This is a genomic window from Merdimmobilis hominis (genome assembly GCF_900104615.1).
Classification (GTDB): domain Bacteria; phylum Bacillota; class Clostridia; order Oscillospirales; family Ruminococcaceae; genus Merdimmobilis; species Merdimmobilis hominis.
Genome location: NZ_LT629939.1, coordinates 326,905 through 349,337, shown reverse-complemented (window position 1 = coordinate 349,337; position 22,433 = coordinate 326,905). Strand labels below are relative to the sequence as shown.

16 protein-coding genes are annotated in these 22,433 nt (G+C 57.4%); 15 read left to right on the top strand and 1 reads right to left on the bottom strand.

The window, feature by feature from the left end; translation table 11 throughout:
* Positions 1 to 323: 323 nt before the first annotated feature.
* Together BQ5353_RS01680 and BQ5353_RS01675 are read left to right on the top strand one after the other, a co-directional pair.
* On the top strand, positions 324 to 1,508 hold the full coding sequence (locus tag BQ5353_RS01680; RefSeq protein ID WP_071427184.1) for a hypothetical protein: 1,185 nt from the start codon (positions 324 to 326) through the stop codon (positions 1,506 to 1,508).
* Positions 1,509 to 1,555: 47 nt separating this feature from the next.
* Entirely contained in the window at positions 1,556 to 3,169 is a 1,614-nt protein-coding gene (locus tag BQ5353_RS01675) for a gamma-glutamyltransferase family protein (protein ID WP_054331012.1), read from the top strand.
* Positions 3,170 to 3,510: 341 nt separating this feature from the next.
* Here the strand turns inward: BQ5353_RS01675 and BQ5353_RS01670 are convergent, their stop codons facing one another.
* Positions 3,511 to 3,849 carry an LOG family protein gene (locus BQ5353_RS01670; RefSeq protein WP_143117130.1) on the bottom strand — a complete coding sequence of 113 codons (339 nt, stop codon included), beginning with the start codon at positions 3,847 to 3,849 and terminating at the stop codon, positions 3,511 to 3,513.
* A 368-nt stretch (positions 3,850 to 4,217) separates the two neighbouring features.
* On the opposite strand from BQ5353_RS01670, the gene spoIVB reads away from it, so the two are divergent.
* The 13 genes from spoIVB to rnc all read left to right on the top strand — a co-directional run bounded on the left by spoIVB (position 4,218) and on the right by rnc (position 22,429).
* On the top strand, positions 4,218 to 5,450 hold the full coding sequence (gene spoIVB / locus BQ5353_RS01665) for a SpoIVB peptidase (protein ID WP_162273098.1): 1,233 nt from the start codon (positions 4,218 to 4,220) through the stop codon (positions 5,448 to 5,450).
* 128 nt (positions 5,451 to 5,578) lie between these two features.
* On the top strand, positions 5,579 to 6,352 hold the full coding sequence (gene spo0A, locus BQ5353_RS01660; protein ID WP_054331015.1) for a sporulation transcription factor Spo0A: 774 nt from the start codon (positions 5,579 to 5,581) through the stop codon (positions 6,350 to 6,352).
* A gap of 489 nt (positions 6,353 to 6,841) precedes the next feature.
* Entirely contained in the window at positions 6,842 to 10,180 is a 3,339-nt protein-coding gene (locus BQ5353_RS01655; RefSeq protein WP_071427182.1) for a PD-(D/E)XK nuclease family protein, read from the top strand.
* Positions 10,167 to 13,724, top strand: coding sequence for a helicase-exonuclease AddAB subunit AddA (addA, locus tag BQ5353_RS01650; protein ID WP_071427181.1), 3,558 nt, complete (start codon positions 10,167 to 10,169; stop codon positions 13,722 to 13,724). The genes BQ5353_RS01655 and addA overlap by 14 nt, the downstream gene beginning before the upstream one ends.
* Positions 13,725 to 13,951: 227 nt before the next feature.
* On the top strand, positions 13,952 to 14,497 hold the full coding sequence (gene infC / locus BQ5353_RS01645) for a translation initiation factor IF-3 (protein WP_074026294.1): 546 nt from the start codon (positions 13,952 to 13,954) through the stop codon (positions 14,495 to 14,497).
* Between the two features lie 20 nt (positions 14,498 to 14,517).
* On the top strand, positions 14,518 to 14,715 hold the full coding sequence (rpmI, locus tag BQ5353_RS01640) for a 50S ribosomal protein L35 (RefSeq protein ID WP_054331022.1): 198 nt from the start codon (positions 14,518 to 14,520) through the stop codon (positions 14,713 to 14,715).
* A 48-nt stretch (positions 14,716 to 14,763) separates the two neighbouring features.
* Positions 14,764 to 15,117, top strand: a complete 354-nt coding sequence (rplT, locus tag BQ5353_RS01635; RefSeq protein WP_071427179.1) for a 50S ribosomal protein L20 — start codon at positions 14,764 to 14,766, stop codon at positions 15,115 to 15,117.
* A gap of 85 nt (positions 15,118 to 15,202) precedes the next feature.
* Positions 15,203 to 15,994 carry a TrmH family RNA methyltransferase gene (locus BQ5353_RS01630; RefSeq protein ID WP_071427178.1) on the top strand — a complete coding sequence of 264 codons (792 nt, stop codon included), beginning with the start codon at positions 15,203 to 15,205 and terminating at the stop codon, positions 15,992 to 15,994.
* A 22-nt stretch (positions 15,995 to 16,016) separates the two neighbouring features.
* On the top strand, positions 16,017 to 17,165 hold the full coding sequence (gene dprA / locus BQ5353_RS01625) for a DNA-processing protein DprA (RefSeq protein WP_054331025.1): 1,149 nt from the start codon (positions 16,017 to 16,019) through the stop codon (positions 17,163 to 17,165).
* A 50-nt stretch (positions 17,166 to 17,215) separates the two neighbouring features.
* The gene (gene topA, locus BQ5353_RS01620) at positions 17,216 to 19,318 is read left to right on the top strand and encodes a type I DNA topoisomerase (RefSeq protein ID WP_071427177.1); all 2,103 of its coding nucleotides are present in this window, start codon (positions 17,216 to 17,218) and stop codon (positions 19,316 to 19,318) included.
* A complete protein-coding gene (gene trmFO, locus BQ5353_RS01615; RefSeq protein ID WP_071427176.1) occupies positions 19,315 to 20,649 on the top strand; it encodes a methylenetetrahydrofolate--tRNA-(uracil(54)-C(5))-methyltransferase (FADH(2)-oxidizing) TrmFO in 1,335 nt (444 codons plus the stop codon). The genes topA and trmFO overlap by 4 nt, the downstream gene beginning before the upstream one ends.
* Before the next feature lie 4 nt (positions 20,650 to 20,653).
* Positions 20,654 to 21,679 carry a phosphate acyltransferase PlsX gene (plsX, locus tag BQ5353_RS01610; protein WP_071427175.1) on the top strand — a complete coding sequence of 342 codons (1,026 nt, stop codon included), beginning with the start codon at positions 20,654 to 20,656 and terminating at the stop codon, positions 21,677 to 21,679.
* Between the two features lie 81 nt (positions 21,680 to 21,760).
* Positions 21,761 to 22,429 (top strand): ribonuclease III, encoded by a 669-nt coding sequence (gene rnc / locus BQ5353_RS01605; RefSeq protein WP_054331026.1) that lies wholly within the window; start codon positions 21,761 to 21,763, stop codon positions 22,427 to 22,429.
* Positions 22,430 to 22,433: the final 4 nt, after the last annotated feature.

Sequence of the window (22,433 nt, the reverse complement as noted above, 5' to 3'; positions counted from 1 at the left end):
CTGTGGGCTTGAACATGTGGTGCGCCGGCAGTTTGCCGGCGCCTTTCTTTATGTTAAAATTGACCAAAGAAATTGGATAAATAGCTATGACCATATAGTAAAAATCTATATGAGATTCTCAACAAAAATCTCTAAATGGAGTTTGGTTAAGGTTCTGAAAAGATCTGGGAACCATTGCTTTTCTAATTTTTAGGTGATACGATGAAACCCGTAAGATTATATAATCTTGCAAAGGAGTTGCAGCTCTCATGACCTGCCCAGGGGGAATCCTTCTTCCGCCATGCTCGAGATGGTTTCTGGGATGATGAATGGAGGGAACAACTATGTCTATGTATCTGGCTTTATTTATTGTCCTCGGCTTCTTTGCCATAGGCGACATTTTAGGTGTGGCCACCAAAGCAAAGCTTTCCTCGGTGTTTGTCGCGCTGATGCTTTTTATGATCTGTTTTATGACAGGCCTCATCCCCGGCGATATCATCGACCAGGCCAACCTAACTGGCGTCAGCAAAATGGCCAGTGCTTTTATTGTGTTTAACATGGGCACTTCGGTCAACCTGGATGAGATGAAACGGGAGTGGAAAGTCGTTGTCATGTCCATTGTCGCTATGGGTATCGCCATCGTATCGGTTCTGTGTGTGATTCCCATTATCGGCAAACAGGCGGCCATTGTCAGCATCCCCATCGTAAATGGCGGTTTGGTCGCCACAAACATCATGACCTCCGGTGCTTTGGAAAAAGGCTTTACCATGGCAGCTGCCCTTGGCACAGTGGTTTTTGCAGTGCAGAAGTTTGTGGGCACTATCCCCGCTTCCCGGTTTGGGTTGAGTGAGGCGAGAATCCTGGTGAAGAACTACCGGGATGCCCAGGCGCAGGGGATTGACCTGATGGCCAAGGAGATGGCGGAAGCCTCTGCCGGCAAGGCGCAGAAGGTGAGCTTTGCCCAGAAAAACGACAAATATTTCACCCAGTACACCTGCATTGCCATCGTCGCGTTTTTCGCTTGGATTGGATTTTTGATCGAGGAGGCCACTGGTATTTCCATGTCCATCTGGTGCCTGCTCCTAGGCATGCTTACCAACCAAATTGGCCTCATCCCCGCCAAGGTGCTGGACAAAGGCAAGGCATCTGGCTTGTTCATGGCCGCTATGTTCTGCACTTTGATTCCATCCCTTGCAAAAATCTCCATCTCCGATTTAATGGAGCTGAGCGTGCAGACGGTCACCGTATTTGCTGCGGTTCTGGCAGGTACCTTCCTTTTCATGTACATCCTGCCCCTGTGGAAGTTTGTGGGTTCCAAAAACCTGGCTATGGGCATTGCCATGAGCCAGTTGCTGGGTTTCCCCGCTACCTATTTGATTGTCAATGAGGTGGCGACCGCCGTGGCCGAAACCGAAGGGGAGAAGGATTACATCGTCAAAAAGCTGACCCCTGCCTTTGTCATCTCCGGCTTTGTGTCGGTGACGACCATTTCCATCCTGATTGCAGGCGTGTTTGTTCAGTTTATCTAAGCGGGCTTCCCGTCCGTTTTGGCATTACATAAGGAGGACACTATCCTATGAGCTTTCAATTCGATTCCCTCAAGTACAACTATCCCACCACCCGCAAGGCTGTCTTTGGGAGAAAGGGCATGGTTTGTACTTCCCAGCCGCTGGCTGCCCAAGCCGGCCTTGATATCCTGAAAAAAGGCGGCAACGCCGTCGACGCTGCCATCGCCACCGCCGCCTGCATGACGGTACTGGAACCAACCAGCAACGGCATTGGCGGAGACGGCTTCGCCCTGGTTTGGATGAAAGACAAATTATATGGCTTAAATGCCAGCGGCCCCGCCCCCATGGGCATTGACCCGGAGGAGCTGCGGGCCAAATACGGTGATACCCTCCCCAAACGGGGCTGGGTGCCGGTGACGGTTCCTGGCATTCCCTCCGCTTGGGCGAGCCTCTCCGAACGGTTTGGAAAGCTCCCCTTTGAAGAACTGCTGGAGCCCGCTATCCGCTACGCGGAGGAAGGATACCCGGTTTCCCCGGTGATCTCCCGGCTGTGGGACAACGCTTACAACGAGTTTAAACCCACCCTCAAAGACGATTATTTTAAATATTGGTTTGAAACCTTCTGCCCCAAAGACCGCGCTCCCAAGCCGGGTGAGATGGTCTACCTGAAAGATCACGCGAAAACCCTGCGGGAGCTGGCGGCCACCAAGTGCGAATCTTTCTACCGGGGCGCCATCGCTGAGAAAATCGATGCCTTCTCCCGGGAATGCGGGGCCTACCTGCGCAAAGAGGATCTGGCCGCTTTCCACGCCGAGTGGGTGGAGCCGATCAGCACCAACTACAAAGGCTATGACGTTTGGGAGATTCCCCCAAATGGCTATGGCATCACCGTGCTGATGGCGCTGAACATCCTCAAGGGATTTGAGTTCAAGGATCCCCATTCGGCGGAGACCTACCACAAACAGCTGGAAGCTATGAAGCTGGCCTTCATCGACTCCCAGAAATACGTGGCCGACCCCCGGTTTATGAAAACCACGGCGGAAAAAATGTTGGATCAGGGCTATGCGGACAGCCGCCGCGCCTTAATTGGCGACACTGCCCGGATGCCTGAGGCAGGTGACCCCAACTGCGGCGGAACCGTCTACCTCTGCGCCGCGGATGAAGAGGGCAACATGATTTCCTACATCCAGAGCAATTACAACGGCTTTGGCTCCTGCGTGGTCATCCCCGAAACCGGCATCTGCCTGCACAACCGGGGCCGGAACTTCTATCTGGATCCCGCCAGCGGCAACTGCATCGCCCCCGGTAAGAAGCCTGCCCACACCATCATCCCCGGTTTCCTCACCAAGGATGGCAAGGCAGTCGGCCCCTTTGGGGTCATGGGTGCATTTATGCAGCCTCAGGGTCAAGTCCAGGTGCTGATGAACACCATCGACTTCCATATGAATCCTCAGGAGGCGTTGGACGCCCCCCGTTGGCAGTGGACTAGCGGCATGAATGTAGAAGTGGAGCGCGCCTTCCCCTACGCGGCCACCGAGGAACTGATCCGCAGAGGGCACAAGGTCACCGTCCCCGCGGAGTCCCTGCTGTTCGGCAGAGGGCAGATCATCTGGCGGGATGAAGATGGCGTTCTTTGCGGCGGAACCGAGTCCCGGACCGACGGCACAGTTGCCGCTTGGTAGCCCTATCACACTGACTTATATTTTTAAAAAAAGAGGGCCTGTCGCCAAGTGACAGGCCCTCTTTTTTGATGGCAAAAGCCATTATTTTTGAAAAAACCGGGCAATCTAACAAGGTATACAGGCACTGTTTGATTTCGAACAGCGCCCCTGTCCCTTGGGTGTATCCGAAGTCCCAAAGGAGCGGAAGTGCTTTCATAAAAATAGGGAAAAGCCATATTTTTGCGGCACGCCGGCGAATTGGGAAAACTCCAACAAAAACATATAAAGGGCCGTGCAAGCCGGTTGCAGGGCATCCGGTTTTTGGAAACCCCCAAAAGTGGGTTTGTGCAAAATCCCCGACTTTATCGGGTAAGGGTCTCCCCCTCGGGCAATTCGTATTCGTGAAGGGGGAAGATGCGGAAGGGGACCCTTTTTTGGATGCAGAGGTTCAGCGTACCGGCGGTGCCGCGGGAGGAAAGATCCCAAAAGGCGAGGACCAGGTCCGCCCGCCCCACAATCTGCTGGTTGCGCATCATCGGCGCTTTCGCCCCGTAGCGGCTGTACTCAGGTGGGAACTCGGTGTAGATGGCCCCTAGCACCTGGGCAATGGTTTTGGCTGCGGCGTCCACACCCTTGGCCCCGCCGCTGATAATCTCCGAGCAATTGCGGGGCACCCGCTGGATCATCTGAAAAATATCCAAATTTTTGGCGTTCCTCGATCCGATGATAGCTACGCGCATGCCGTTTCCCCTTCCCTTTATCCTGCATATAAAATGAAAAAATTGGCTTGCAAACGGGCTGTATGAAGGAAAATTCCCTGTGCCTCCGCCTGTTTTCAATGGTGGCGAGTAAAAACAATTCCAATTAAGAGGAAGGACTTGCCAGGAAGGATCCCCCAAAAATCAAATTTACCTGTATTGTAGCACATTCCCGCCGGTTGTGGGAATTCTTTCCCCCGAAAAGTTTTGCTAGGCGGGGAACATTCCGCTAATAGACGGTAATTTTACATCCCATATCGGCGGCCATCGGTGGAACAGTAAGAAGGAACTTAAAATGGGGGATGCTTAAAATGAAAAGATTGTATCAAAAGTTTGCGTCGGTGACCTGCGTGGCCATCGCCGCCCTGCTGTGTTTTACCTTATATATGCAAGTGACCTTGCCCGATGATTTTTATGTGGTGGAAGGGGAACCCTTTTCCATACGGGCCGGGCGGTATATCACCGCCATGGAGCCGGCAGAAGGGTTGCCTGCCCACGCATACGATCAATCGGGGAACAGCTACCACCTGGACCTGAAAATGTTTGGCGCCATCGGCATCAAACAGGTCAACGTCCAGGTGGTGGAGCGCAACTATGTAATCCCAGGGGGAAATCCTTTCGGGCTGAAGATGTTCACCGAGGGGGTGATGGTGGTGGGCCTTTCCGACATCAATCTGGACGGCCAGGCGGTCAACCCGGCGAAAGAGGCGGGCATCGCCACCGGGGATATCATCCTCTCTATTGGCGGGAGGAAGGTCTCCTCCAATGAAGATGTTGCAGCCGCGGTCTCCGGTTCCCAGGGGAAAGCAGTCGCTGTGGAACTCCGCCGCAAAAACACCCGGATGAAGGTCAGCCTGAAGCCGGTGAAATCCCCGGATGACGGCAGCTATAAAGCTGGAATCTGGGTGCGGGACAGCTCCGCAGGCATTGGCACCATGACCTACTACAATCCCACTTCCATGGCTTATGGAGGGCTTGGACACGCCATCTGCGACGTGGATACCGGCGAATTGATGCCCCTTTCCAGCGGCGAAATTGTGGGAGTGACCATCACCGGTGTTGGAAAGGGGGTCAGTGGGAAACCTGGCGAACTGCGGGGTTCCTTCAACGGCTCCGGACGGATGGGTTCGCTGGAGATGAACAACGAAACCGGCGTTTTTGGCTTGCTGGAACGGATTCCCGTTTCTGGGGAAGCCATACCGCTGGCCGTTCGACACGAGGTACAGACAGGACCCGCAGAGATTCGCACCACCCTTTCGGGGGATAAACCACAAAACTATTCCATTGTGATTGAAAAGATCAATTTTAGCGATTCCAACCCCACCAAGAACATGGTGATTCGTGTCACAGACCCCACTCTCTTGGAAAAAACAGGGGGAATTGTTCAGGGGATGAGCGGCAGCCCCATCATCCAAAACGGCCGTTTGGTAGGGGCGGTGACCCATGTTTTTGTCAACGATCCGACACGGGGGTACGCAATTTTTGCAGAGAATATGGAAAAATCCTCGAAGATCGTCGAAAGTGGAAGCAGAAAAGTCTCGTGATAATTGACAATTTTTACCTGGAATTTTATAATGGTGTTGGAACTTCTTTTATTTGACAAACTCTTGCAATCACTTCCAAAATATGGTAATCTATAGACATGGAAAAAATTTACAATTGAGGTGCGAATATGACAAACAAAATCAAGGTCCTCATCGCAGATGACAACAAAGAGTTTTGCGCCCAATGCTCTGCACTCCTTCGGACCTATGGCTATGAGACGGTCGTGGCCCCAAAGGATGGATTCCGTGTTGTGGAGCTGGTGGAAGAAAATCAGCCGAATATTGTCCTTTTGGATGTGTTCATGCCTCGGCTGGATGCCATCGGCGTGATGAAAACCATCCGCGAATCCCAAATTTCAGTCCAGCCCTTGTTCATGATGATGTCCACCTTCGACAACCCAGTCCTGGAGCGGGAACTGCTCAACTCCGGCGCCTCTTACTACTTCCTCAAACCCTTTGACACCGACGTGCTGGTGGAGCGGATTGTCCAGATCTCCGGGTACAAAAAAGCGGACATCCTAGACCTGCCCGGCGCTGGTAAACTCCAGCCCGACCTGGAAATGATGGTGACTGAGATCATCCATCAAATCGGGGTGCCCGCCCACATCAAAGGCTACCATTACCTGCGGGAATCCATCCTGTTGGCAGTGAACAACGCCGACATCATTAACTCGGTGACCAAACAGCTGTACCCCACTGTAGCCAAAAAATTTGGCACCACCTCTTCCCGGGTGGAGCGGGCCATCCGCCACGCCATTGAAGTCGCCTGGGACCGCGGGGATGTGGACATCCTCAACTCCTACTTCGGGTATACCATCCACAACGGCAGAGGGAAGCCAACCAACAGCGAATTCATCGCGATGATCGCCGATAAGCTGCGCCTGCGCCTCAAAATCAGCTAAATTCCTATTATTATGCCAACCACAATTGAATCATACAACCGCAAAACCGCCAAAAGACAGAATTGTCCTTTGGCGGTTTTGCGTTGGGGGAGAGATTGTGGTACAATGGTCGCAAAGCGACCATTGGGGAAGAAATCCTCTCTCCATTGCTACAAGCGCTGCTTGTAACATGCGCAAAATTGCTTCCTGCCACACAGTGGCAACGCAATTTTGAGGGGCCGCCCTCCCGCCGCAAAGCGGCACCGGGATTTTTCCAGCCTGTGCGGACTTTGTGGTATCATAGCCACAACAAAGTTGTGTCATTCGAAGAATTTCTTGCAGGGCGCAGCCCTTTGCGGCGAGGGCCGCACCGCAATTTAAAAGGTTCTGAAAAATACAATCCGCAAAGCGGGCTATTGTCCACAGGTTGAGACTGCGGCCCTATTAAATATTCAACCGATCCGCGGGGAACACCCGCTCTTTTCATTTACGCCATCAGGAGGGGTGAAGATGCTGCATTTGATTTTAGGCCCGGCCGGTTCGGGAAAGACCACCCGCCTCTATGAGGAATTGGAACACTGGGTTCAAGGCGGGAAAAAAGCCATCCTCCTGGTGCCGGAACAATACTCTTTTGAAAGCGAAAAAGCTTTGTACCGCCGCCTTGGCCCCACTGGAGCTGCCCGGGTTGAGGTGCTCAGTTTTACCCGGTTGTGCGACCGCATCTTCCGGGAATACGGCGGCCTTGCGGTCAACGCCCTGACCGACACCGGCAAAGCGATGCTGATGAGCCTAGCCCTTGGGGAGGTGCGGGACACCTTGCAAATCTATGCCCGGCAGGTTGGCAGCGCCGCCTTTGTGGAGAGCTTGTGCGCCGCGGTTTCGGAATTTAAAAACGGCGGGGTCTCACCAGAGGAGCTGGCTGCTGCCGCCCGGGAGAGCGGTGATGCCCAACTGCGGGAGAAAGCAGCGGAGCTATCCACCATCTACGAGGTGTACAACGCCTTGCTGGAAAGCCGTTATACCGACACTGCCGACGATTTGCAGCGGGCCTGCCGTTTGGTAGAAGATCACCCCTTTTTTGCAGGATATGGGGTGTTTGTGGACTCCTTCATGACCTTTATGGCCTCAGAATTCCGCATGTTGGAACTGGCGATTGGGGGGGCGCCTCACTGCACCTGCGCCTTCTGCTGTGATGGCATGGCCGACCAGGAGGGGGGGAACGGGGTGTTTTCTACCGCCAAAAAAGCCATAGCCCGGCTGATCCGCGCCGCACGGCAAAGCGGGGTAGGGGTAGCTGTGCCGGAGGTGCTGGAGGGTTCCCACCGGTTTCAAAATGAAGAACTGTCCTGTTTGGAGCGCAGTTTCCTGCGGCCCCGGGTGATCCCCTGCCCCGGGACGTCCCAGTGGGTGCAGGTCGCCGCCGCCCCAAGCCCTTGGGAGGAGATCCAGTGGGTGGCGGCCAACATCGCCGGTCTCGTGCGGGAAGAAGGGTACCGCTACAGCGATGTGGCGGTGATCTGCCGAAGCTTGGAGCGGTACCGCACCCCGGTGGAGCGGATTTTCACCCGCTATGACATCCCTTGCTTCTTTGACCGCAGGGTGGAACTGGAATCCAAGCCCCTGACCGCCCTGCTGCTGTCTGCCCTGGAGGCGGTGCGGGGCAATTATTCCACCGAGGCCATCCTGCGTTTTGCCAAGAACCCAGCTCTGGGCCTTTCTGCACCGGAACTGGCCCGGCTGGAAAACTACTGCTACATTTGGGGGGTAGAGGGCCGCCACTGGCTCACCCCCTTTGAAAACCACCCCGGCGGCCTCTCGGAAGCCTTCGATGAGGCGGCGGTCCTCCAACTGGAGGAACTGAACCTTCTGCGGGCACGGGTGATCCAGCCGTTGAAAAACCTGAAGGGACAGCTGGCCCAAGGGGACGGCATCTCCTTTGCCGCAGGGCTGTTCACCCTTTTGGAGGAGGTGGAGGCCCCCCGCCACCTGGAGGATTTCGCCGCCTCCCTCCCGCCGGAGGAAGCTGCACTCTTTTTAGAAGAACAGTCCGCCCTTTGGGACGCCTTGGTGGATATATTAGATCAATTTGCCCAGATCGTGGGGGAGGCCGGCATGAGCCAGCAAAGGCTCACCGACCTGCTGCGCCTGGCCATCGGCAAAACTGACATCGGCCAGCGGCCCCAGACCTTGGACCAGGTGATGGTGGGCATGGCCGACCGCATCCGCCCAGGGGAGCCGAGGGCCACCTTTGTCATCGGTGCGGTGGAGGGGGAGTTTCCGGCGGTGGTCAATGCCGGCGGTGTGTTCACCGACCAGGAGCGAACCCGCCTTCTGGAGGCGGGGGTGGAGCTCGCCCAAAACATCGAGGAAAAATCGGTTTACGAAAAATTCTACGCCTATTTTGCGGTCACCACCCCACGGGAGCGGCTGTACATCAGCTACCCCAAAGAAGATGGAAAAGGCGGCGCCCTGGCGCCGTCGGTGATCCTCTCTCAGGCGGCGAAAATCCTGGGGTGTCGCCTGAGCCCCGCTGCCGTCGACCCCATCAAGGCGGCGGCCAACCTTCCGTCAGCGAGGGAGGCGTTCTCCTGGGTCTACCACCAGGACAGCCCCCAGCGGGCATCTCTCCAGGCGTTTTTGGAGGAGAGGGACGGGGAACTCCTGGACCGGATGGAAGCGGCCCAAAACCGGGATGGATATGCCATCCAGAGCCCGGTTCTCGCCCGGCAGCTGTTCGGCAAGCGGATGCGTCTCTCCCCCTCCCGGGTGGAGCAGTACTTCGCCTGCCCCTTTGGGTATTTCTGCGCCAGCGGCCTTCGCATCCGGCCCCGGCGCAAGGTGGAATTCTCCCCCCTGGAGTCTGGCTCGGTGATCCACTTTTTGCTGGAGCGGATGGTCTCCCGTTATGGGGGGAAGGGCCTCTCCCAGCTGACCCAGGAGCAGATGCACCGGGAGGTGGAGGAGCTTTTGACCCAATACCTCTCCCAGCGGATTGACAACATGGACGCGCTGCCCACCCGCTTCCGGTACCTGTTCAACCGGCTGGTGGCCCTGGTGACCCGGCTGCTGGAACAGTTGGGCGCGGAATTCTCCCAAAGCGCCTTTGCCCCTGTGGCCTTTGAGCTGAAAATCGGGGCGGATGGCCCGGTGAAACCTTTGGAGCTGACCACCCCCGACGGGGTCACCGTCTCGGTGGAGGGGGTTGTGGACCGGGTGGATGTGATGGAGAAGGACGGGAAGAAATACGTCCGGGTCATCGACTACAAATCCGGCTCCAAGACCTTCAACCTGTCGGATATCTTCTACGGCCTCAATATGCAGATGCTGATCTACCTCTTCTCCATCTGCCAAAATGGCACCGGGGAACTGGAGGGTGCCCTGCCCGCCGGGGTGCTTTACCTGCCGGCCAAAAATGTCATCGTCACCGCCGACCGGGGGGAGAGCGATGCATTGGTGGCCGCCCAGCAGCAGAAAAAACGGCGGATGAACGGCCTGATTTTAGAGGATAAAGACGTGGTGCTAGGCATGGAACAGGATGGCAAAGGGGTGTTTATCCCCGCAAAGCTCAAGGCGGATGGGGAGCTGGACGCCCGGTCTTCCCTGGCCAGCTTGGAAGAGATGGGTCAGCTGAAAACCAAAATCGAGGAGGAGATCCTCGCCATGGCCAAGGAGCTCTCCGCTGGGAAGGTGGAGCCGCTGCCAGTCTCTGGCCTGGGGTACGACCCTTGTGTTTACTGTGAATACCGACAGGTCTGCGGGTTTGAGGACGGCGACCGGGTGCGGACGATCGCCGAGCTGGACAAGCGGGCATTCTTTGCGGAAGGGGGAGAAGGGATTGACAAGCCGTAATTGGACAAAAGAACAGCTGGACGCCATCACTGCCCGGGGCGGGACCGTCCTGGTCTCGGCGGCGGCAGGCAGCGGAAAGACTGCCGTCCTGGTGGAACGGGTGATCCAGCGGATATTGGACCCCATCGCCCCGGTGGATGCCGACCGGCTGCTGATCGTCACCTTTTCCAAAGCCGCGGCCCAGGAGATGAAACAGCGGATCAGTCTCAAGCTCTCCCAGCTCATCGAGGAGAATCCCCAGGACGCCGCTTTGGCCCGGCAGCAATCCCTGTTGGCCCGGGCGCAGATTAGCACCATCCATTCCTTCTGCCAGGAGCTTCTGCGGCAGAATTTCCAGGCCCTGGACCTGCCGCCGGACTTCCGGGTGGGGGATGAGAAGGAGCTGGACCTGCTGCGGGCCGACGCCGCGGCGGAGGTCATCGAGGAATGTTATCAAAACCCCGAGGACAGCGCTTTTTTCAGCCTGGTGGAGCTGCTGTCCACCGGGCGGGACGACAAGCGCCTGACCCAGACAGTACTGCGCCTCTACGACTTTGTCCGCTCCCACCCCTTTTACCAGGATTGGCTGGCGGACAAGCTGGCCTTTTACGGCAGCGGCCTCCCGGTGGAGGAGACAGTCTGGGGCCAGGCGATCCTCGCCTATGGCAAAAACGCCCTGGAATATGCCGCCTTCACCTTAGAGGAAGCCCTGTGGGAGATCCGCTCCGATGAGAAGATGGAGGCGGCCTATGGCCCCGCCTACGAGAGCGACCTGCAGGGGGTGCGTGCCGCCTTAGAGCGTGTAGAAGCCGGCGACTGGGATGGGGTGAAAGCCGCCCTGGACAGTTTCAGTTTTCCCCGGCTCAAGGCCCTGCGGGGCTTTTCCAATGACCCTTTAAAAGAGCGGGTGCAGGCCGCACGCAAGCAGGTAAAAGAGCTGATCGAAACACTGGCGGAAAAGCAGTTCTGCGCAACCCGGGCCCAGTTCCGGGAGGATATCGACGACCTGCTGCCCAAAATCACCCGGCTGTTTGAGGTGACCCTGGCCTTCGACCGGCGGTTCACCGAAAAAAAGCGGGAAGGCAAGCTGGTGGATTTCTCCGACCTGGAACACCTGGCCCTCGCCCTCCTTTGGGAGAAGGAGGAAGGGGGATACCATCCCACTGCCTTGGCCAAACAGGCTTCACAGCGGTTTGAAGAGGTGTTTGTGGACGAGTACCAGGATACCAATGAAGCCCAGGACATGCTCTTCCGGGCGGTTTCCCGGGAGGAGAAAAACCTCTTTTTGGTGGGGGATGTGAAACAGAGCATCTACCGGTTCCGCCAGGCCATGCCGGAGATTTTCCTGGAAAAGAAGAGGCATTTTGCCCCATACGACGGGGAGCATTACCCGGCAAAGATCCTTCTGGGGCGCAACTTCCGCAGCCGGCCGGAGGTCACTGCGGGGATCAACTTCCTCTTTTCCATGGTGATGAGTGAGGAAATCGGCGAGATGGACTACACCGCCGAAGAGGCGCTGATCCCCGCTGCCAGCTACCCGGAGGCCCCCGGGATGGGTTGGCAGGTGCGGGTGCTGGATTCCTCCCAATTGGGGGAGGAGGACGGCGCGGCCCTGGAAGCGGAGTATGTGGCTGGACAGATCGCCCGGATGTTGGGGGAGAAGACCCTTGTAACAGATGGGGGGGAGCTTCGCCCCGTGCGGCCGGGGGATATCGCCATTCTGCTGCGCTCCACCAAAAATAAGGCGGAGAAATACCTGGAAGTCCTGCGCCGCCGGAAGATCCCCGGCTGGGCGGACAGCCAGGGGGGATTCCTCGCCCGGCGGGAGATCGCCGCGGTGGTCTCCCTCCTGCGGGCGGTGGACAACCCCCTTTTGGATGTGGATTTGACTGCCGCCATGCTTTCACCCCTCTTCGGCTTCACCGCCGATGAGCTGGCCCAGCTGCGGCTCTCTGCCCCAAAAGCTTCCATCTATGAGGCGGCCATCGCCTACAGCGGCACATCGGAGAAAACCGCCCGGTTTTTGGAGACCCTCGCCTACCTGCGGCGGGAAGCAGCGGTGCTCCCCGCCCAGGAGCTGGTGCAGAAGGTCTACGATTGCACCGGGTTTGAGCTGATCGCCGGAGCAATGCCAGGGGGCGCCCGCCGGAAAGAAAACCTGCGGGCCTTCCTGTCCTACGCGGCGGAATACGGCGGGGGAAAAGGCCTTGTCGGGTTTATCCGGTTTTTGGACCGGCTGGCACGCCAGGGGGAGGACTTGGCCCCACCCACCGGCAGCGGTGGGGAGGACGCGGTGCAGATCCTCTCCATCCACCGCTCCAAAGGGTTGGAGTTCCCGGTGGTCTTCCTCTGCGACACCGCCAAACAGTTTAACAAAGAGGACCTGCGAAGCCCTACCCTCCTCCACTCCCAGATGGGGTTTGCCTGCATGCGGCGGGATGAACAGCTGATGCGCCAATTCACCACCGTGCCCATGGAGGCGATGAAGATTGAACTGGAGCGGTCGATGCTCTCGGAGGAGCTGCGGATTTTATATGTGGCTCTCACCCGGGCCAAGGAGCGGCTGGTTGTCACCATGCAGCTCAAAAATCCGGAGAAGAAGCTCTCCGCTTTGGCGGGGGGCCTTGATAAGGGCGGCCGGGTGCCCTCCCGCCGGGTGCGGGCGGGGAGCAGCTACGCCGATTGGCTGTTGATGGCTCTTCTCCACCATCCGGATTCTGGGGAGCTCTGCCGCCTGGCCGGGTGTGAAGTCTCGGGCGGGGACGGTTCCAGCCATTTCTCCATTCAGGTGGAAAGTCTCCACCCCCGGGAAGAAGCTGGGGAAGAGGGGGGAGGCCGGTTGGAATCTCTGCCAGATCCTGGGATGGTAGAGGCCCTTCGGCGGCAGTGTGCTTTCCAGTACCCCAACCGGGCAGCGACCCTCATCCCCACCAAAATGGCGGTCTCGGCTATTTCAAAGGGGCAGGGGGAGGGAAACTATTTCATCCGGCGGCCCAAGTTCTTGATTGGAAAGGGGCTCACCGGTGCGGAGCGGGGCAACGCCGTCCACAAATTCATGCAGTTTGCCTCCTATGAAGCGGCTCGGGACAACCCCGCCGGGGAGATCGCCCGGCTGGTGGAACAGGGCTTCCTCCTCCCGACGGAGGGTGAGGCCATCCCAGTGGCCAAACTGGAGCGGTTTTTTTGCTCGGATTTGGCCCGGCGGATCTTCTGTGCCGACCAGGTGCTGCGGGAATACCGGTTTTTGGCCGAGGCGGGGGAGGAGCTTCTGGCCCCCTACCTGGACTGGGAGTTCGGGGGCAACCAAACCGCTGTCCAGGGCGTTGCCGACTGCATCTTGGTGGAAAATGGCCGGGGGACAGTCATTGATTACAAAACCGACTATGTCAAAACCCCTCAGGAGCTGACGGACCGGTACCGGGTCCAGGTGCTTCTCTATCAAAAAATATTGGAGGAGAGCTTGCATATCCCCATCGGGGCGTGTATACTATATTCATTCGCCTTGGATGAAGCCATACCGGTTTCACTGGGGGATGTCCGCGCGGACCCCACAAAGATCTTGTAAAAAGATCGTGGTAAAAGCCTTGACAAATCCCCTTTTGCCTGGTAGAATAGATTAGAAAACAAAGTAGAACAGAATTCCGTTCTCACCTATCCACGCGATAGTGGCCTGGGTCAATAGAAACACAAGGTGCGGCTAGTGGCCGTTCTTGGTTTGTATTGCAAGCGCAGACGGAATTGGTCTGCGCTTTCTTTGTTTTATCCGGCGGCTTTGCCGCCTTGTAAACCACGATTTATGGATTTTGGAGGTGCTTTACCATTAGCAACAAAGAACTGCTTATCAATGAGGAGATCCGGGATAAGGAAGTGCGTGTCATCGATGCCGACGGCAGCCAGCTGGGCGTAATCCCCACAAAGGACGCTCAGAAAATTGCCCTGGAAAAAAATCTTGACCTAGTCAAAATTGCTCCTCAGGCCACCCCTCCCGTCTGCCGGATTATGGACTATGGAAAATACCGGTTCGAGCAGGCCAAAAAGGAGAAGGAAGCAAAGAAAAATCAGAAGACCATGGACGTCAAGGAGGTTCGCCTCTCTTTGAACATCGACGTCCACGACTTTGACACCAAGCTCAACCACGCCAAGAAGTTCCTGGCCGGCGGCGACAAAGTCAAGGTTGCCCTGCGCTTCCGTGGCCGTGAGATGGCGCATCCCGAATTGGGCGAAGCCATCGTTAAGCGCTTCATTGAAAGTTGCTCGGAGTTGGGCTCGGTTGACAAACTGCCCAAGATGGAAGGACGCAGCATGGTCGCGTTTATCTCACCGAAGAATGCCAAGTAAATTTAAGGAGGAAAATCCACATGCCTAAGCTGAAAACTCATACCGGCGCCAAAAAGCGTTTTAAACTGACCAAAAACGGGAAGGTAAAAAGAGCGCACACCAACAGAAGACATATCCTGAACCACAAGACCACCAAGAGAAAGAGAGCTCTGCGGAAAGCTACCTATGCGGATAAGACCAATATGAGAGCACTCAAGCTCCTCATGCCCGCAAGATAATTTTTGAAGAACTACTTTTAAGAAAGACCAAAACGGAGGTATAACGATATGGCTCGTATTAAGGGCGCTACCATGACCCGCAAGAGAAGAAAAAAGGTACTGAAACTGGCCAAAGGCTACTTTGGTGCAAAGAGCAGACTGTTTAAAACCGCAAAAGAGGCGGTTATGAAATCCGGCCAGTACGCTTACATTGGCAGAAAGCAGAAGAAACGCAACTTCCGCTCCCTGTGGATCACCCGCATCAGCGCTGGCTGCAAGATGAACGGCACCAACTACTCCACCTTCATGAACGGCCTGAAAAAGGCTGGTATTACCCTCAACCGCAAAATGCTGTCTGAGATCGCCATCAACGATCCTGCTGCTTTCACCGCTCTGGTTGAGAAGGCAAAAGCCGCTCTGTAATTTTGACTAGAAAGAACGCCCGGGTCGCAATTGACACGGGCGTCTTTTACTACCTTAGGCGGGCTGCCGCCGGAAAGGGGAAGGGATGGAACGGATCACCTCACGGGAAAACCCCCAGATCAAACAGCTGATCAAATTGATCACCCAGAAAAAAGAACGGATCCGCACCGGGTTATTTGTAGCCGAGGGCGCGCGAATTGCTGCCGATGCGGTGAAGAGCGGCCTTGCTGTAGAGCAACTGTTCCTTACCCCTCAGGCAGGGGAACGCTATCCCCAGGAAACGGCTCTCCTCACAGAAAAGGCCCAGAAAATCTACGAAATCACCCCGGAACTGGCGCAGAAGATTGCCGATACCAACACCCCCCAAGGGGTTTTCTGCGTCCTGCCTATGCTTGACAATCACTTCCAGACTGCTACAATATGGGGTACAGGGCATTATTTGGTGCTTTGCTCCCTCCAGGACCCGGGGAACCTGGGCACCATTATCCGCAGCTGTGAAGCCTTTGGCATCGACCGGCTGTTTTTGACCAGCGATTGCCCGGATCTTTACAGCCCTAAAGTGCTGCGTGCCACCATGGGGGGCGTATTCCGCCTGCCTATTACAGTGGCGGACAACCTGCCGGATCTATTTGAAAGGTTCCGGAGGGAGAAGGTGCCGGTGTATGCCGCCGCCCTTCAGGAAGGGGCCAAGGACATCACCCGGCTGCCCCTGAACCAAGGGGGCGCAGTGGTCATCGGCAACGAGGGGAAGGGATTGCCGCCGGAGGTTGTCGCCTTGTGCGACAGCGCGGTAATCATCCCCATGGCGGGGCGGGCGGAGTCTCTCAATGCCTCGGTGGCGGCGAGCATTGTCGCCTGGGAGATGGCCCGGCCCTAGGGCAGGGAAAAGGGGGAATACCATGGAAGAAGCGCTTTATTGGATGTGGTTCCAGCAGGTGTTTGGCGTGGGTACCCGCCGGGCGGAGGAAGTCCTCTCCCGGGTCGGCCACCCGCGGAAATTGTATGAGATGGACCGCATAAACCTGGCCCGGCTGGGCATCTTCTCCCAGAAGGAGCTCTCTTTGTTGGGCAACACCACCTTGGATCAAGCGCGAAAAAACGCCGCCGAGGCCAGGCGGCTCGGGTTTGAAATTTTGACGCCTGAGGACCTTAAATACCCTAATTTATTGAAGAACATTTATTCCTGCCCCCTGGTGCTCTATGTGGAGGGGGAACTGCCCGACCTCTCCCAACAATTGCCCATCGCTATGGTGGGCACCCGCAATTTTACCGAATATGGCAAGCGGGTGGGAAAAACTCTCTCCGGCGACCTGGCCAGGGCCGGGGCGGTGGTGGTCAGCGGACTTGCAGTCGGCATTGACGCCATCTGCCACGCAGGGGCCATCGCCGGCGGCGGAAAGACAGTCGCTGTGCTGGGCTGTGGTCTCGATGTGGACTACCCCCGGCAGAACAGCGACCTTCACCGGCTCATCTCCCAAAACGGGGCAGTCATCAGTGAATATCCCCCGGGCACGCCGCCCAACCCCGGCCATTTCCCCTGCCGCAACCGGATTATCTCCGGCCTCTCCAAAGGGGTCGTGGTGGTGGAAGCGGGGGAGCGCAGCGGCTCTTTGATCACAGCGGGCCTGGCCCTTTCCCAAGACCGGGATGTTTTTGCGGTGCCCGGCCGGATTGAGGAGCCAAATTCCAAAGGGACCCATAAACTGATTCAGCAGGGGGCAAAGCTGACGGCCTGCGCTCAGGATGTTTTGGAGGAGTACCTCTATAGCGGGTACGCCTTCCACCTTCCTCAGCAGCCGGCGCCGGAGCGCAAATCCAAAGAAAGGCCCCCAACCATCAACCAGAAAACACAGCCTGCGGCGCGCCCACCGGAGTATCTCAATCCGCCGCAGCTTTCCATATACAAGCTGTTGGAGCAGGGCCCACGCAGCGCCGAGCAGATTGCCCAAGAGGGCCGGATGCCGGTGGCAAAGGTCCTCTCCACCCTAACCGAATTGGAGATCTACGGGGCAGTCACCGCCTTGCCTGGCGGCCGATACAGCCTGTAGCCATAGACCCCCCGGCCAACTGTGGCCGAATCCTTTCATGGAGGTATTGGATGTCAAATCTAGTGATTGTGGAGTCGCCGGCCAAGGCGAAAACCATCCAGAAATATCTGGGCGATAATTATGAGGTGGTGGCCTCCATGGGCCACATCCGCGACCTGCCCAAAAGCAAAATAGGGGTGGATATCGAACACGGTTTCACCCCCCAATATGTCAACATCAAAGGCAAGGAAGATCTGATCTCCTCCTTGGTCAAAGAGGCCAAGAAGAGCGACAAAGTCTATCTGGCCACCGACCCCGACCGGGAAGGGGAGGCCATCTCCTGGCATTTGGCCCACCTGCTGGACCTGGATCTCAAAGACGAGAACCGGGTCACCTTTAATGAGATCACCAAGACCGGCGTCCAGAACGGCATGGCCCATCCCCGGCAGATCGATCAGGCGCTGGTGGACGCCCAACAGGCCCGACGCATCCTGGACCGGATTGTGGGTTATAAAATCAGCCCCTTTTTGTGGAGGAAAATCCGCCGGGGGCTCTCCGCCGGGCGGGTTCAATCGGTGGCAGTCAAGCTGATCGTCGACCGGGAAGAGGAGATCCGCGCTTTCAAGTCAGAGGAATACTGGACCATCGATGCCAGCCTGCTCGCTGAGGGCAGCCGCAAGGCGTTCCCCGCCAAATACCACGGCCATGGGGGCAAAAAACAGGAGATCAAGGACAAGGAGACCGCTGATGCCATCCTGGCCGCCCTCCAAGGGGTGGAGTTCCAGGTGGGCACGGTGAAGAAGGGGGTCCGCAAGAAATCCCCTGCTCCGCCGTTTATCACCTCCACCCTCCAGCAGGAGGCTTCCCGCAAATTGGGCTTCCAGGCGCGGCGGACCATGAAAGCCGCCCAGGAGCTCTATGAAGGCGTGGAAGTGGAGGGGATGGGCGCCATGGGCCTCATCACCTATATGAGAACCGACTCCCTGCGCCTTTCCGACGAAGCGGTGAAGGACGCGGCCGCCTTCATTGAAGAGAAGTACGGCAAGCCCTACCTGCCCCAGACCAAGCGGGTGTACAAATCCAAGGCCAGCGCCCAGGACGGCCATGAGGCCATCCGGCCCACCGTGGCCAGCCTCACCCCTGACAAGGTCAAAGGCAGCCTGACCAGTGATCAATACAAACTCTACAAACTGATCTGGGAGCGGTTTATCGCCAGCCAGATGGCCACTGCCCTGCTGGACACCGTCTCCGCCGACATCCACGCCGGCGACTACCTCTTTAAAGCCTCCGGCTACTCGGTGAAGTTTGATGGTTTCACCGTGCTGTATGTGGAGGGCAAGGACGAGGAGGAAGAGGACTCCGGCGCCCTGCCGCCTTTGGAGACCGGCATGGCCCTCAAGGTCAAAGCCCTGGACGGCAACCAGCACTTCACCCAGCCGCCGGCCCGGTTCACTGAGGCTTCCCTCATCAAGACGTTGGAGGAAAACGGCATCGGCCGCCCCAGCACCTACGCCCCCACTATCACCACCATTTTACAGCGCAACTATGTAGAGCGGGACGCCAAGGCCCTCAAACCCACCCCTCTGGGGGAGGTGACCACCAAGCTGATGGAAGACCAATTCTCCAACATTGTGGATGTGGACTTCACCGCCAACATGGAGAAGAACCTGGATGGGGTGGAGGAGGGCAAGACCGACTGGGTCAGCACCCTTGACAACTTCTACAAAGATTTTGCCGCTACCTTGGAACAGGCGGAGAAGAATATGGACGGCACCCGGATCAAGGTCCCGGATGAGGAGACCGATGTGGTCTGTGAATTGTGCGGCCGAAAAATGGTGATCAAAATGGGCCGGTTTGGCAAATTCCTGGCATGCCCCGGCTTCCCCGAGTGCAAGAACACCAAAAAGATCGTCCAGGAAACCGGCGGCATCTGCCCCTTGTGCGGCGGCAAGGTGCTGGCTAAAAAATCCAAAAACGGCAAGGGGTACTACGGCTGTGAAAACAACCCCACCTGCTCCTTTATGACCTGGGATAAGCCTTTGACCGACCTCTGCCCCCAGTGTGGCTCCACCCTGTTTAAAAAGGCGGGGCGGTATGGCCGGATTCACTGCCTCAAGCCGGACTGCGGTTATGAGCAGGCCACCGGCAAAGAGAAAAAGGAGAAGGAAGAATGATCCGGGCCGCGGTAGTAGGGGCGGGCCTGGCCGGCTGTGAAGCCGCCTGGGCTTTGGCCCAAAGGGGAATCGGGGTGGACCTTTTTGAAATGAAGCCCCAGCGGTACAGCCCTGCCCACAAATACCCCGGCTTTGCGGAGCTTGTCTGCTCCAACTCCCTGAAAGCCTCCCGCCTGGGGTCGGCGGCCGGGCTTCTGAAAGAGGAGATGCGGATGCTATCCTCCCTCACCATGGCCTGTGCGGAAGAGACCAGCGTCTCCGCCGGCGGGGCCTTGGCGGTGGACCGGGAGAAATTCTCCGACCTGGTGACCCAGCACATCAAAAGCCACCCCAATATCACCGTCCATGTAGGGGAGGTTACCGCCATCCCGGAAGGCCCGGCGGTCATCGCCACCGGCCCCTTGACCGACGGCGCTTTGGCCCAGGCTATCCGGGAGCTGTGCGGCAGCGATACCCTCAGCTTTTTTGACGCTGCCGCCCCCATCGTCTCCTTTGACTCCATCGACCAAGAGCGGGTGTTTTTTGCCGCCCGCTATGGCCGGGGGGAGGATGACTACATCAACTGCCCCTTTAATAAGGAGGAGTATGAGGCCTTTTACGATGCCCTGATCCACGCGGAATCCGCCCCGTTAAAGGAATTTGACAAGCGGGATTTCACCGTCTACGAGGGCTGTATGCCGGTGGAGGTAATGGCCAAACGGGGGCCGGACACCTTGCGCTTCGGGCCTATGAAGCCGGTGGGACTCACCGATCCCCGCACCGGCCGCCGCCCTTGGGCAGTGGTGCAGCTGCGGCGGGAAAATGCCGAGGGCACCATGTTCAACTTGGTGGGCTTCCAGACCAACTTGAAGTTCCCGGAGCAGAAGCGGGTGTTTTCTATGATCCCGGGGCTGGAAAACGCATCTTTCCTGCGCTATGGGGTGATGCACCGCAACTCCTTTTTGGATTCGCCCCGGCTGCTCACGCCCACCTTCCGCTTCCGAGGCAGGGAGGACCTCTACTTCGCCGGGCAGCTGACCGGGGTGGAGGGATATACCGAGTCGGCGGCCTCCGGCATCCTGGCGGGGCAGAATTTGGCGCGGCAGCTGCTGGGACAAGCCCCTCTTGTCCTCCCCCGGGACACCATGTTGGGGGCTCTGTGTGCCTATATCAGCGACCCAAACGTAAAAGAATTCCAGCCCATGGGGGCCAATATGGGTATTTTGCCACCTTGGCCGGATAGAATCCGGGATAAAAGCCAACGCTATATGTTGGTGGCCCAGCGAGCAGTGGACAGCCTTCGGGCTTATTTGCAGGAAGAGACACCTTTGTATGGGAAAGGGGATAACTAGCATCATGCGGATTATTGTAGACGCTTTCGGCGGAGACAACGCCCCCCAGGCAGTCATCGAGGGCTGCCTGCTGGCAAAACAGGAATACGGTGTGGACCTGGTCCTCACCGGGGATGAAGAGAAAATCCGGGAGGCGGCCAAGGAGATGAACGCCGACCTCACCGGGATTGCCATTGAAAATGCCCCCGGTATTATGCCGGTGGAAGCTGACCCCACCGATATCTTGAAAACTTATAGCGATTCCTCTATGGCGGTGGGCCTCAAGATGCTCAGCGAGGGGAAAGGGGATGCCTTCCTCTCGGCGGGGAGCACCGGCGCACTGGTGGTCGGCTCCACCCTGATTGTCAAACGGCTCAAGGGCATCAAGCGGGCGGCCCTTGGCACTGTGATCCCCACCATGACCGGCCGGGGCAATTACCTTCTGATGGATGCTGGCGCCAACCACGAATGCCGGCCGGAGATGCTCTGCCAATTCGGGGTGCTGGGTTCGGTGTACATGGAAAAGGTCATCGGGGTCAAGAATCCCAAGGTCGGCGTGGTCAATATCGGCGCAGAGGAGACCAAGGGCCTTCCCTTGCAGATCGATGCAGGCGCCCTGCTCAAAAAAGCGCCGGTGAATTTCATCGGCAACGTGGAAGCCCGGGGCTTGCCCTTGGGCGAGGTGGATGTGGCGGTGGCCGACGGCTTCACCGGCAACGTCATCCTCAAATTGAGCGAGGGGCTTGGCAAATCCTTTAGCGGAGCCATTAAGGACCTGTTTAAACAGTCGCTGCTGACCAAGATCGGCTACCTTTGCGTGCGGGGGGGCCTGGACGGCTTCCGCAAGAAGATGGACTACACCGAACACGGCGGCGCGCCCCTGTTGGGCCTTACCAAGCCGGTGATCAAAGCCCACGGCAGTTCCAACGGCTATGCCTTTAAAAATGCCATCCGGCAGGCTAAGCTGTGCTGTGAAAGCGACATGATTGGCACCATGCAGAAAGCGCTGGAAGAACTCAAAACCAGCACGGCGGCAGTTGCCGAAGAATAAATGGAAGGCCCAAAAGGCGGGAGATCTGCTCCCGTCTTTTGGCGCATCCTGTGGAGGAACGAATGAAAGGAGGGTTTCCCGGTGGATTTGGAAAAACGGATTGGCTACCACTTTCGGGAAAAACAATATTTGCAGACGGCGGTCACCCATTCCTCTTATGCCAACGAGATGAAGGACCCGACCCCGTACAACGAACGGCAGGAGTTTTTGGGGGACGCGGTGCTTTCCATCGTGGTGTCCGACTACCTCTTTAAAAACTCCAGCTTGGCGGAGGGGGATTTGACCAAGCTGCGGGCGGCTCTAGTCTGTGAAAAATCCCTGTGCGGCTTCGCGGCCAAAATCGACCTGGGTTCCGCCATCCGGCTGGGCAAGGGGGAAGAGATGATGGGCGGCCGGACCCGGCCATCCATCCTGGCAGACGCCTTTGAGGCGCTGATCGCCGCCATCTACCTGGACGGCGGCATGGAGGCGGCCCGGGAGTTTGTCCTTCCCTTTGTCATGGACACCTTGGAGAGTGAGAGCAAAATCCGCTTCCACGACTACAAGACCGCCCTCCAGGAGATCGTGCAGAAAAACCCGGAGGAAAAACTCTCCTATGTGCTGGTGGAGGAATCCGGCCCTGACCACAACAAGCGGTTTGAAGTGGAAGTCCGCCTCAACTCCAACGTCATAGGCCACGGGGTGGGCAAGAGTAAAAAGGACGCCGAGCAGATGGCGGCCAAAGAGGCCTTGGAATTGATGGGGCAATGATGGG